This is a genomic window from Haloimpatiens myeolchijeotgali, assembly GCF_042688525.2.
Taxonomy (GTDB): Bacteria; Bacillota; Clostridia; order Clostridiales; family Clostridiaceae; genus Haloimpatiens.
On sequence record NZ_JBHWAB010000001.1, the window covers coordinates 3,345,758 to 3,358,849 of the forward strand.

General features: G+C 28.8%; 10 protein-coding genes. 1 reads left to right on the forward strand and 9 read right to left on the reverse strand.

Annotation, left to right across the window (positions count from 1 at the left end; translation table 11 throughout):
• Nucleotides 1–99: 99 nt before the first annotated feature.
• Nucleotides 100–780, reverse strand: coding sequence for a lytic transglycosylase domain-containing protein (locus ACFIJ5_RS15035; RefSeq protein WP_379808437.1), 681 nt, complete (start codon nt 778–780; stop codon nt 100–102).
• A 19-nt stretch (nt 781–799) separates the two neighbouring features.
• Nucleotides 800–2,806, reverse strand: a complete 2,007-nt coding sequence (locus ACFIJ5_RS15040; RefSeq protein ID WP_379808439.1) for a triple tyrosine motif-containing protein — start codon at nt 2,804–2,806, stop codon at nt 800–802.
• A gap of 179 nt (nt 2,807–2,985) precedes the next feature.
• Between ACFIJ5_RS15040 and ACFIJ5_RS15045 the strand changes: the two genes are divergently transcribed.
• A complete protein-coding gene (locus ACFIJ5_RS15045) occupies nt 2,986–3,150 on the forward strand; it encodes a hypothetical protein (RefSeq protein WP_379808441.1) in 165 nt (54 codons plus the stop codon).
• A gap of 206 nt (nt 3,151–3,356) precedes the next feature.
• On the opposite strand, the gene ACFIJ5_RS15050 is transcribed toward ACFIJ5_RS15045, so the two are convergent.
• From ACFIJ5_RS15050 to ACFIJ5_RS15080, 7 genes are all read right to left on the reverse strand, one after another.
• Nucleotides 3,357–4,226, reverse strand: a complete 870-nt coding sequence (locus tag ACFIJ5_RS15050; protein ID WP_379808443.1) for a sugar ABC transporter permease — start codon at nt 4,224–4,226, stop codon at nt 3,357–3,359.
• Between the two features lie 4 nt (nt 4,227–4,230).
• Nucleotides 4,231–5,175: a carbohydrate ABC transporter permease gene (locus ACFIJ5_RS15055; protein WP_379808445.1), complete on the reverse strand. Its 945-nt coding sequence runs from the start codon at nt 5,173–5,175 to the stop codon at nt 4,231–4,233.
• Between the two features lie 70 nt (nt 5,176–5,245).
• Nucleotides 5,246–6,508 (reverse strand): sugar ABC transporter substrate-binding protein, encoded by a 1,263-nt coding sequence (locus tag ACFIJ5_RS15060; RefSeq protein WP_379808447.1) that lies wholly within the window; start codon nt 6,506–6,508, stop codon nt 5,246–5,248.
• 191 nt (nt 6,509–6,699) lie between these two features.
• Nucleotides 6,700–7,719, reverse strand: coding sequence for a LacI family DNA-binding transcriptional regulator (locus ACFIJ5_RS15065; protein ID WP_379808449.1), 1,020 nt, complete (start codon nt 7,717–7,719; stop codon nt 6,700–6,702).
• A 102-nt stretch (nt 7,720–7,821) separates the two neighbouring features.
• Nucleotides 7,822–8,940 carry an ABC transporter ATP-binding protein gene (locus ACFIJ5_RS15070; protein WP_379808451.1) on the reverse strand — a complete coding sequence of 373 codons (1,119 nt, stop codon included), beginning with the start codon at nt 8,938–8,940 and terminating at the stop codon, nt 7,822–7,824.
• Between the two features lie 74 nt (nt 8,941–9,014).
• Nucleotides 9,015–10,634 carry an alpha-glucan family phosphorylase gene (glgP, locus tag ACFIJ5_RS15075; RefSeq protein ID WP_379808453.1) on the reverse strand — a complete coding sequence of 540 codons (1,620 nt, stop codon included), beginning with the start codon at nt 10,632–10,634 and terminating at the stop codon, nt 9,015–9,017.
• Nucleotides 10,635–10,986: 352 nt separating this feature from the next.
• Nucleotides 10,987–12,918 carry a glycoside hydrolase family 15 protein gene (locus ACFIJ5_RS15080; protein ID WP_379808455.1) on the reverse strand — a complete coding sequence of 644 codons (1,932 nt, stop codon included), beginning with the start codon at nt 12,916–12,918 and terminating at the stop codon, nt 10,987–10,989.
• Between the last annotated feature and the right edge of the window lie 174 nt (nt 12,919–13,092).

Genomic DNA, 13,092 nt, shown 5'->3' on the forward strand with positions numbered 1-13,092 from the left:
TCTAAATTGAAGCTATGTAATAAATATAAAATTTCACATAACATAATAAAATTAACTTTCGCAGGTGAAAAACAGCTGCTACAGAAAATGATATTTTCCTTAAAGATTTCCTTTATAATACTTAATAACTTTATCAACATAATTTCTTGTTTCACGCGGCATTTTGTATATATCATCTTTAGTTTTTACATTTCTATTTTTTACTGAGTTAGGACCTGCATTATATGCAGCAAGGGCTAATTCCTTTGAATTTCCATACATATCTAATAAATTTCTTAAATACTTTGTACCACCTTCTATATTTTGTTCAACACTAAATGGATTAGTAACTCCTAATCCTCTTGCAGTGCCTGGCATAAGCTGCATAAGTCCCATAGCTCCTGCACTAGATACTGCATTAGAATTAAATCCAGATTCTTGTTTTATTACTGACAAAATTAAATTCTCATCTATTCCATATTTCTTTGAAGCTTTTTTAATTGCTTCCTTTATTGAAGGTGTCAAACCTTTTGCACTAACAATTTTTCTAACTGCTTCATATGAATTGGAAGTTTCTTTATCTAATAATATACTTTGTCCTCCATTACTATAAAGCTCATCAGATTGTATATTATTAAATATATTATCAAATAACTGATTAACATTACTACCACTATCTTCTGAAGCTTTAGTCATACTTTCTAAAACAGCAGCAAAAGCTGGTGAATCACCTAAATTCTTTTGAAACATTTTAGACATAAGTTGTACCATTAATAACTTTTGTGCATTTTCTACTTTCATTTTTACTCCTCCATAGTTTTTATTCTACATAAAACTCAAATACATCATAATCCTCATAGCTAAATTTTTCATACATACTTTTAGCTAAAACTAATATCTTATATAGACCTTTGTTAAAAGGAATATATGAATAATAATCTTTCTTACTATATTTTTGTACTAAAATCCATTCTCCTTTTTCCATTAAATAAAATTCGTATACAACATCTTTACCACCTTCACTTGTAACTGAAAGATTTATAGCTTCATTGCATACAAAATTTAATTTATTACTTCTAAGTTTAGTGTTGGTTACTGGAAAACAATCCTTGACCTGTAATTTAATGCATTTTTTACAATCATATTTTTCATTACTTTTCTCATTTTTAGCTAATATATCTAATATATATACGCCCTTGTGTCTAGGAATCATTTCATATCTTTTATTCTTTAAAAACTCTGTTTCTTCTGCTATATGTCCATTTATTTTCAACATATACTTTACTTCTATTTCATTTGTATTCTGTGTAATAATATCAAAACAAATATTATCTCCTACCATATATGTTTCTTTTGGTGACATAAGTACATACTCAATATTAGCAGGTATATAATCTCTTGCTTCTATCGGTATTACTTCATGACTATCATACTGTCTCTTTGAATACTTATCCTTCACTCTTACTTCTAATTCAAAATTACCACTTTCTTCAGGAGTGAAATTTACCCAATTACAATTTCCATAAGGTATCTTTTCTATATCTTCTCCGTTCTTTCTTACTATAAAACCATATTTTAATTCTACTCCACCTTCAGCTATTACTTCTACAGTTATTGCTTCTTTTTTTAAATAAGTTTCCTTCTTGTCATATAAAATATCTTTAATACTTACATCTTCTTTACTTATCTCATCTATATAAAATTCAATTTCATCTTTTACCTCATATTCCCCACTAAAACATTCATCTTTAACAAATAGTTTTATTATATATTTACCACACTCTTCTGGCTTCCATATATATTTATTTAATTTTATGTAACCAGAATCTTCCCTTCTATTACCTTCAATTTTAAATCTATAAACTAAATTTTCTCCACCTTTTGCTATTGCTTTTAGTTCTATTGGAGTACCACAAATTTGTGGTGAACTTAAATCCGTAGTAAATGCTTGAAGTTCTATTTCTTCATACTCTTTAACCCTATACATAATAACAGCTCTATCATCAAATTCCTTAGGGGAATACATATCTTTGGCAAGACAAAGTAATTTATACTCTCCACTTTCATTTTCTACAAAATTTACTGTTCTTTTAGTAGAATAATCTTGTATACATTCTGTATCTCCCATTGAATCTATTTTTATAAACTTGTATAATATCATTCTATTATCATCATAACTTGCACTTATTTGAAACAATAATTCTTTTTTCTTTATAATTCTTTTGGTTAAACATTTAAAATCTCTTATCTCTACCTTTTTTAAATTTTGAACATCAAAAGATATTGTATCAAAATCATCAAAGTTATTGTTAGAATCTAAATTTTTACACTCTACAAGTATCTCCTGTTTTCCAGATGATAAAACAGTCCAGTTTAAAGTATTATCTGGTGAATACTCTTTGATTAATTCCCATTTGCCATCTTCTTTTATCCAATATCTGTACATTACTGGTATTTTATTTGACTCTACTATTATCGTTATTTTATCTCCTATTTTTATATCTTTTTTGTCAATATATATATTTTTTATCATCTTTTGTTCCTGAATGTCTCCTATTATATATTCTAATCTTGATATATAATCAAAACCTTTAGTACTTTCTTTCTCCTTAGCTTGTACCATTATTATATATTTACCATCTTCTTCTGGTTTCCATGATATGCTTCTTTCATTACTAAAATCTTTTAAAGTATTCCATGTACCATCTTTACCCACCAAAAACTTATAAATAAGATTATCATTATCTGGAGCATCTACTGATAATGATATATCTTTACCCTTATCTTGAGGACTTTCTAAACTACATTTTACATCTATCTCATTCATAAATTCATCCCCCAATTATACCAAATTAAACTATGTATACATATCTATTATACTATATTCCCATATTATGTAACAAGAATGTTTTTTAAATTTAATGCATTTAATAAACAATTCTAGAAGAATGTTCATTAATAAATTATATGGTTTAGCAAAAAATATTATAAAGGAGTGATTTGATTATGATTAAAGAATTTAATAACTATAATCCTAATTACACATATAATAAAAAGAATATAACAATTGAAATGTCAAAATTAGGTTATCCAATAGTAGAACGTACAAATAATGGTCTTCTATATCCACAAGGGATACAAGATGATATTGATATGCCTGAATTTAAATAACTAGTTTTATTATATCATCCTTCTATAATTAAGTATATAATTCATTGAATTTCAAAAGCTAGCTTTTGAAATTCTTTCTTGTTTTGTATTTTATTTTTTTATATTCTTTACTTTAAAATAAAAATTTCCGAAGCATCACTTCGGAAATTTATCTTCATTTAAACTTTACACTTTATACTTTACACTTTATACTTTTTACTTTTATTTTAGCCTTTTACTCCACCTGCCGTTAATCCAGAAACAATATATTTTTGAAATAACATAAATAATGTTGCTACTGGAAGTGCAACTACCATAGCACCTGCACAAAATAGAGGATAAGGTATATTTCTAGGATTAGATGCCCAGTTATAAAGTCCCATTGCCAAAGTATATTGACTAGAAGACTTAACAAATATAAACGCAGTAGCAAATTCAGTCCATACAGTAGTAAAAACTATTAGTGCTGTAATAGCTATAGCTGGTGCTGCAAGAGGAAGCATTACATTAGTAAATACTTGTATTTTAGACGCACCATCAACTATAGCCGCCTCTTCAAGAGACTTAGGTATTGTATCAAAATATCCTTTTAAATTCCAAATTCCAAAAGTCATATTTCCAGCTGTATATATCAAGATTATACCTATATATTTTCCTACCAATTTTAATTTTAACATCATTAAATATTGTGGTAATAGTGATGTTGTAATTGGAAGCATCATAACAATAAGGAAAAACATCATTCCTGCCTTTTTTCCTGGAAAATTAAATCTAGAATATGCATATGCTCCAAGCGCAACTAACCCCATTACAATTAAAGTAGTAACACCAGCAAATATCAAACTATTTTTAAGCCATGTTAAAAAATTAGGATTATTAAATACTGAAATATAGTTTTTAAAAGAAAATTGAGCTGGTAACAACTTAATTGAAGAAGCGGAAAGTCCAACTGCTTTTCCATCAATGGAGGTTACTATTATCCACCAAATTGGAATCATAGAAAGTACTGTTATTATTAATAATACAATATGGGTGAAAAAATGATCTATACGTCTTTTAGCTTTATTCCTAGATACTTTTTTAACCGCATTCTCCATATCGCTATACCTCCTCAAACGTTTTCGTAATCTTTGTATTAATTAAATTGAAAATAAATAGTATAATGAATACTATAACTCCATAAGTTGCAGCCTTTGCGTAATTTCCTGCTGTCATTTCATTATATGTATAAGTTTGTATAAGTTCAGTTGCCTTATTAGGGCCTCCTTTTGTAACCAAATACGCAACATTGAAATTTGTAAATGTCCATATAAAACCTAGTGTAGTTGCTGGCACCATAGCTGGTTTAATCATTGGAAGTGTAATATATCTAAATTTTTGCCACCAACTAGCTCCTTCTATTTCAGCCGCTTCATAAAAATTATCTGAAATACTTTGAAGTGCACCAGTTGCTACCATCATCATAAATGGAACTCCAAGCCAAACATTTACAATTATTATTGATACAAAAGCCATTTTAGGATTATTCAACCAAGGAACTTTTGACAATCCTAATTTAACAAGTAATTGATTTATTGCACCTACATCGTAGTTAAAAATTATCTTCCATATTAAACATGAAACTAATTGTGGTACTGCCCATGGAAGGATTAATAAAGATCTATACACTTTTTTAAATCTAAGTCCCTTTTTGTTTAATAACAAAGCAAGCCCAAGTCCAATAGACACATGCAAAAATACATTTACCACAGTCCAAACAAGAGTTCTTAATAAAATTATTATAAAATCTTGATCTAGTCCCTTAAATATCTTTATGAAATTTTTTAAACCTACAAACTTAACAGAATGATTTGCCATTGTATATAAATTTTGATTAGTAAAGGCTAAACTTATTCCATATAAAATTGGTATTAAAGAGAATACTACTACTATTATAGTAGATGGTAAAATATAAGCATATGCAATCTTATTTTTTTTAATACGTTCTAATAGACTTTCTCGTTTTTTTACATATGTATTATTTTGATTATTAGCTTTATTCTTCATCTAGGTATCCTCCTATTAAAATTATGGGATAAAGTTAAAGTCAGGTTCAATCCTGACTTTAACAACTTAATTATTCTCCGTGCATACTTTTAATTTCTTTTTCAATCTTAGTACGAGCTTCTTTTACTGCTTTTTCAGGTGTAGAAGAACCACTAAGAACTTTTCCGTACATATCTCCAACTGGTGTCCAAACTTGTCCCATTTCTGGAATAACTGGCATTAACTCAGCCTCTTTAACTTGGTCAAGTATTACTTTTACTTTCCAATCGCTATTAGTCTCAACCTTTTTATTTATTGGAACTTGTCCTGATTTTTCATTCATTATTTTTTGTGCTTCAGGTGAAGTCATAAATTTAGCAAACTTAGCACCTGCTTCTTTGTTTTTAGAATTTTTAGAAACATACATCATTTCTGTACCCATAAATGGTTTAAGTGGTTTTCCTTCTTCTAAAACTGGAAGTGTAACTGCTCCCCAGTTCTTTAATCCTTTTCCTTCTTTAACCGCTTTATCTAAGTCTCCAAAAGACCATGATCCATTTATCATCATTGCACATTTACCAGTTTGCATTAAATCCATCATTACATTGTAATCAAAATCTTTTACAGTAACTTTATCAACATTCTTGATTTGATTTAATAGTTTTAATGACTTAACTAGTTCTGGTTGTTGGAAAGCTAGTGTTCCTTTATCATCAGCAAATATCTTTCCACCATATGCTGCAAAGAATGCATAATCATAATAGAAATTTCCTATATCAAATATTAGACCATATTTTCCATCTTTAGTGTTTTCTTTAGCTATTTTTCTCATTTCTTCAATTGTCTTTGGTGGATTTGGAACTAAATCCTTATTGTAAATCAATACATAAGTTTTAACTGATTCTGGTATTCCATATTGCTTACCACCATATTGTCCTGCTTTTAAAGCTTTCTCTAGATAATCACTTTTTGAATCTGATATGTAATTATCAACTTCTTCTAATTGATTAAGTGCTGCAAAAGTACCTACCCAGTCATTTGGTCCTATGAATAAATCTGGAGCTTGATCTGTAGATAATGATGCTTTAAGTTTTTCGTTAAGTTTATCAAAAGCTACTGGTAAAGTTTCAACTTTAACATCTTTGTTCTTTTCTTCAAACTTTTTAATAACTTCTCCAAGTGCTTCCTCTTCTGCACCATTCCATCCATGCCACAAGGAAACCTTTACAGGCTCGCCGCCCTTCTTTTCAGAAGTATCAGATGAAGTAGCACTTGATCCACATCCTGCAAATAACCCTGCTGTTAAAATTGCACCTGTTACTAAGCACATTAATTTTTTTAATTTTTTCCCCATACGAAAACCTCCTCTATACATTTATGCAAACGATTGAATAATCATTTAAAAAAATTTAAAATAACTTTTATGATTTGATGCAACCGTTTGCATCAATTTTTATTTAACTTTTGTAAAACTTATTACAATTTTATTTTACACTTTTGAAAATAATCTGTCAATTATTAATTGTCTTTTTTTTTATTTTTTTATTAACTTTTTTTATATTCACAAACAGATTTTCTATAAATTATTTTTGTATCAACTATCTTCCTATTCGCTCTTACTTCTCCTTTAACATTTTCAAGCAAAAGCTGAGCAGCTGAAGCTCCTATTTGATATGTATTAATATCAACAGATGTGAGTGGAGGAAATAAGAATTCTGATAATGGAATATTGTTAAATCCTATTATAGAAATATCCTCAGGAATTTTATAACCTATTTCACCTATAGCTCTCATAGCTCCATATGCCATTAAATCATCTGTAGCAATAACAGCCGAAGGCTTTATTTTTGAATTTAATATTTTTTTCATTCCCTTATATCCATCTTCCTGTAAAAACTCAACAGATACTATTAACTCATCATTAAGTGATAAATTATTTTCTTCTAACGCTTTTTTATAACCTTCATATCTATCTGCTGACACAGTAAGATTCATAGAACCATTTAAAAGAGCTATAGATTTATGTCCCTTTTCTATCAAATATTCAGTAGCCTTATATGCAGCCTCTATATTATCGTTATCCACATATGTTATATTTTTATTATCAACAGGCCTACCAATCATACAAAATGGTATATCCATATTTTGTAATTCTTTTAATACAGGATCATTTTCTTTAGAGTACATCAAAATTATACCATCCACTCTTCTTCCCATAACAAGAGAATATACAGAATTTATTTGCTCTTTTTTTGTGACTCCATTAGTTATCAAAAGACAATATCCTTGATTATAAGTACATTTTGCAATACCTCTTAATGCCTCAGAAAAAAATGGATTCATAAATGCTTGATCTGCAGAATAAGGCATTATAATCCCTATTGTTTTTGTAGATTTAGAAACCAAACTTCTAGCTATAGCATTCGGATGATATTTTAATTCTTCCATTATTTTTCTAACTTTTTTCTTAGTTTCCTCACTAATTCTAGCATCATCAGATATAACCCTTGAAACTGTAGAAGGTGAAACCCCTACTTTTTTTGCAATTTCTTTGATGGTTGCCATTTTATCACCAATTCCTTAATAAATATTCTCATAGATTCTTCATTTTATTTAAATATATTTTATCTTGTAATAAACTAATTTGCAAATTAATCTTACATTTTTTTATTTAGTTATAACATTTTCTGTTTCTGCATCAAATAAATGAATATTTTCAGCTGGTAATTTCAAACAAATCTTTTCATCTACTTTTATACCATCTACTGAATTTACACGAGCAACCAACTTATTATCACCTAATGAAAAATGTACGTATGTTTCAAATCCCATCATTTCAGTTACTTCTACTTTACTATTTATAACTGCATACTCATTTGCTTTTTGAGATTCATCAACTCGTGAAATGTACTCTGGTCTTATTCCTGCATATATGTCTTTATTTAAGTATCCTTTTTCTCTTAATATAGCTTGTATTTCAGGAAGTATTTCAATCATAAGATTATCTGAAATTTTGATAACTAGTCTTCCAGATTCCTCTACAACTTTTCCTTTAGCAATATTCATTTGTGGACTTCCAATAAATTGAGCAACAAATAAATTAGCTGGATGTTCATAAGCATTTTGAGGAGTATCAACCTGCATAATATCTCCATCTTTCATTATTACAATTCTTGTACCCATAGTCATAGCTTCTGTTTGATCATGAGTAACATATATAAATGTAGTTTGAAGTTCTTTATGCAATTTTGTTATCTCTGCTCTCATTTGAACTCTAAGTTTTGCATCTAAGTTAGATAAAGGTTCGTCCATTAGGAATACTTTTGGATCTCTAACTATTGCACGTCCTAAAGCAACCCTTTGTCTTTGACCTCCAGATAATTGTCTTGGTTTTTTCTTAAGAAGACTTTCTAATCCTAGTATTTTAGCAGCTTTTTTTACCTTTTGTTCTATAATATCTTTTGATGTTTTTCTAAGTTTTAATCCAAAAGCCATATTTTCATATACTGTCATATGAGGATACAATGCATAGTCTTGGAAAACCATAGCTATATCTCTATCCTTTGGTGAAACATTATTTACAAGTTTTCCGTCTATAAGTAATTCTCCATCAGTAATATCCTCAAGACCTGCTATCATTCTTAAAGTTGTAGATTTTCCACATCCTGATGGTCCTACTAATACGATAAATTCTTTATCTTTTATATTAATACTAAAATCAGTAACTGTTAATTTGTCATTACCATCATATTTCTTTTGAATATGTTTTAAAACAACATCTGCCATAATACTTCCCCCTATTCTACTTTTAATTTTAGCAAAACTATCATATTTTGGTTGTAGTTCTTACATATTATATATTACTTAATATACATCTTTTCATAATATTCCTCAACCATTCTATTCATAGAGAAATAATCTTTAGTAGTTTTTATACTTTCATTCATCATTTTAACCCATTTTTGTCTGTTCCCATAGTAAATAGGAATTACTTTATTTAATAATACATCATATAATGCTTTTAAATCATGTGTATCTAATTCTTTTTCATCTTCACTTTCAAATCCGTCACCAAATTGCCATCCATTAACACCATCTTGACATGCTTCTGGCCACCATCCATCTAAAATTGAACAATTTAATACTCCATTCATAGCAGCTTTCATTCCTGATGTACCACTAGCTTCTTTAGGTCTTCTTGGATTATTTAACCATATATCTGAACCTCTTGTAAGCATTTTTCCTATAGTCATATCATAGTTTTCTAAAAATACTACAGCATTTGGATATTTTTTCATCATAGCTACAAGATTTTCGACTATACCTTTTCCTGTATCATCTAATGGATGAGCTTTACCAGAGAATACAATTTGAACTTTTCCATCTTTTAATAATGGTTCTATTACTTCTCTATCAGTAAATATTAAATCACTTCTCTTATATGGTGCTGCTCTTCTTGAAAAACCTATAAGCAATTTATCACAATCAAGTTGTACTCCTGTTCTTTCTTTAATAAATTCTATAGTTTCTTTTTTTATTTCCATATGATTTTTCCAAAGGTCACCATTTTCATCATATGCTTTAACCATTCTATCATCTACCCATGTTGGAACATGTATAGCATTTGTGATTCCAATTATTTCACTTCTACCTGCAGTAGTTTTCCACATTTCATTAGCAGTTTTTCCATGAAGCTGTGCAACAGCATTTGATTTTCTAGAAAGTCTTAATGCTGCAACTGTCATATTAAATGGATCTCCACCTAGTCTTATCATTTGCTCTCTTGTAAGTCCATTGAAAGCTCCCATATATTCTAAAGAGTCAATAGTATGAGATTCATTTCCTTGAACTATAGGAGTATGAGTTGTAAACACAACATCTTCTCTAGTAGCTTTCCATGCCTCTTCAAATGTACATCCGCTTTCCATTTTCTCTTTTATTAATTGAAGTGCAGCTAATACTGCATGACCTTCATTAAAATGATATACATCTACAGATAATCCAAGTTCTCTTAAAACTTTAACTCCTCCAACGCCAAGAACAATTTCTTGTGCTATTCTTTCTTCTTTAAACCATCCATATAGTTGTCCTGTTATCCATCTATCTCCGCTGTCATTTTCTGGTATATCTGTATCTAAAAGATATATAGGATTATTACCATACTGCTCACTTTTCCAAACTTTACATACTACATCTCTTTTTCTAATTTTAACAGTTACTTTTATACCTGTATCTTCTAAATTATCATATGCATAATTGTGATATAAATCGTATGCTTTACCCTTTGAATCAATACATTGGTCTGTATATCCTTGTTTCCACTTAATACCTATACCAACAAGTGGCATATTCATATCTTTTACTGCTTTCAAATAATCTCCTGCAAGTATTCCTAAACCACCTGCGTAAATTTTAAAATTTGACTCTAATCCATATTCCATACAAAAATACGCAACTGAAGGATATTTCTTATTACTCATTAACATCAGCTCCTCTTTTACATTTTATGTGTATGATATTGGTCAACTATCCAACTTTCACAATTACTAAATTTAAACGACTACATATTATGCCTTACTAAGAATACGTTAACATATAAACATAAAATATAAAGATTAAAGTTCAAAGAACAAATAATGATATTTTTCTTTTAGAAAAATCTTTATTTAATTTACAATTAATAGATTTTTAAAAACTTGCTTTTAAAAATCTTCCTTCTTTGTTCTTTATACTTTTCACTCTATATTTGCATTACACAGTACATAATTTATCTAAAATAAGTTTTATTTTTGTTCTGTAAAAATTGAATTAGTTACTATTCCGTCTATTATTTTAATTAATTTTACATATTTCAATTGCTGTAAGTATAAACATTGCATGAGACCAAGTTAATGGTACTACCCAAGCTGTTTTACCACTTTCTTTATCTATCTGTTCTGGTAATAAATTTAATGGAGTTTTATGATTTACTGCCCATTTTACTAACTTATCTACCTCATTTACTTTATTAATACGATTATAATAAAGTGCTAACCATAAAGTTGTTATAATCCAAGGATTTCCTCCTATATAAGGATCATCCTCATATCTTTTTAAGCCTCCAACTTTATTAACCCAAAGATATCTTTCCACTGCTTCCCCTGTTTTAATCATTTTCATATCGTTTGCATTTATTGTTCCAAATGGATAGTTAGCTCCTACTAATGATGAATCAACTATATCATCATAATACTTTGTATAATCTTCATATCCATTGTCTCTAATTTGTACATCTACTTTATCATTGGATTTTTTAAGTTCATCGTATTCTTCTTTACTTATGTTAATCTTTACACCTCTATAAAAAGATTGTTTCTCTTCATTCCACAATATTTCTTCAATAGACTCTTTTATAACGTTTGCACAGTTTAACCACTTATTTGCAACTTCACTATGTCCTAATTTTTCAGCTATTTTAGCTGCACCTCTTAAGCCAGCTTCAACTGCACATGAAGAATATGTATGTTCTGCTTTTCTCTCTTCCCATAAATCCATACTTGCCTTAGGAAGCTTAGTTTCTTCATCAATATTATTACATAAGAATTCAGCACCTTTGTAAATGCTATCCCAAGCCTTCTCTATGAAAGTTACATCTTCTGTCTCCTTAAAATATTCGTTCATTCCCCAAAGGACAGAACCTGTTTCATCTATTTGTAATCCCCATGTTGGTGCTTTTAATCCATCCATATAATATCTTTGTTCCCAACATCCTTCTTTTTCTTGAACCCTGATTGCCCACTCAAAGAACTGCTTACTCATATCTTTATATCCAGCTTTTAGCATTGCATACGCAATAAAAGCTCCATCTCTTGGCCAACAGAATCCATATCCACCGCATTTAGTAAAATCTTCATCAAATTCTGGTGCTGCTAAATATGCTCCTGTTTCTTTATTGTACATAAGTGCTACAACTAGAAGTGATCTTACATATATTTCATCAATCTCTTTATTTCCTGTAGATACTTGTACACCTTTTTTCACGTACTCATTCCAATAATCCACAGTTTCATTATAAATTTTTTCTACTCCTGCATTTTTGGCTCTATTTAATTCGTCTATACTCTTCTCATTACTTAAACCTGCTGCAATAAATATACTTATTTCTTTTTCTTCTCCAGGTTTTAATGTTTCAAGTTCAAATGATAATGCACCTTGTGTACCTTGAGATATCTCAATTCCATTTAGGCTACCACTCTCAACCTGAGCCTTTGCATCTCCTACAGTGTATCCATTAATTTTATTACAACTTCCTATTGAAAAATTGTATTCATGTTTGTAATGAATTAATGCTGAATTATTTTTGTCGAAGTATACTGAATTATATCTATCACTATCACTTATAGATAAATTTGAATAAAACATAAAATCTAATGCTAAAGGTTTAGAGTTTTTATTTCTTATAGTATATTTTTTCACTAAAACATCATCTTGTGCTGTACAAAAATCTATAGATTCCATTTCAATTTGATATTTTGAATTAAAAGCAGTACTTTTAAGGATATTAGTATTCTCTATGTACTCTTGAGTATATTTCCACTGCTCTCCTTTTCTCCATAAAAATTCATCGGAATCCTTTACATAAACTCCATCTAATATTTCATCTACATGTTGAATAAAATCAATAGATGGCCACCACATTCTACTTATTCTTCCATCATTGTACATAGATAATAACATTTTCGAATTACCAATTATGCCATCAATTAAATAAGACTTCTTATTCATGGAACACCTCCGTACTGTTGTTGTAATCATCTTTAGTTTGTCCAAAATTATTTTAAATGATGTGCAAACGTTTGCGCATTGTTGATAATAAAAGTATATCATAAAAATGTCGAAAATGTAATATTAAATTAAAAAATTTATATTATTTTTTAATTTATCTTTTTATAAATATTT

Excerpts from the sequence above, each read along its gene's own strand:
- ACFIJ5_RS15035 (WP_379808437.1), bottom strand. The coding sequence starts at position 780 with ATGAAAGTAGAAAATGCACAAAAGTTATTAATGGTACAACTTATGTCT.
- ACFIJ5_RS15040 (WP_379808439.1), bottom strand. The coding sequence starts at position 2,806 with ATGAATGAGATAGATGTAAAATGTAGTTTAGAAAGTCCTCAAGATAAG.
- ACFIJ5_RS15045 (WP_379808441.1), top strand. The coding sequence starts at position 2,986 with ATGATTAAAGAATTTAATAACTATAATCCTAATTACACATATAATAAA.
- ACFIJ5_RS15050 (WP_379808443.1), bottom strand. The coding sequence starts at position 4,226 with ATGGAGAATGCGGTTAAAAAAGTATCTAGGAATAAAGCTAAAAGACGT.
- ACFIJ5_RS15055 (WP_379808445.1), bottom strand. The coding sequence starts at position 5,175 with ATGAAGAATAAAGCTAATAATCAAAATAATACATATGTAAAAAAACGA.
- ACFIJ5_RS15060 (WP_379808447.1), bottom strand. The coding sequence starts at position 6,508 with ATGGGGAAAAAATTAAAAAAATTAATGTGCTTAGTAACAGGTGCAATT.
- ACFIJ5_RS15065 (WP_379808449.1), bottom strand. The coding sequence starts at position 7,719 with ATGGCAACCATCAAAGAAATTGCAAAAAAAGTAGGGGTTTCACCTTCT.
- ACFIJ5_RS15070 (WP_379808451.1), bottom strand. The coding sequence starts at position 8,940 with ATGGCAGATGTTGTTTTAAAACATATTCAAAAGAAATATGATGGTAAT.
- glgP (WP_379808453.1), bottom strand. The coding sequence starts at position 10,634 with ATGAGTAATAAGAAATATCCTTCAGTTGCGTATTTTTGTATGGAATAT.
- ACFIJ5_RS15080 (WP_379808455.1), bottom strand. The coding sequence starts at position 12,918 with ATGAATAAGAAGTCTTATTTAATTGATGGCATAATTGGTAATTCGAAA.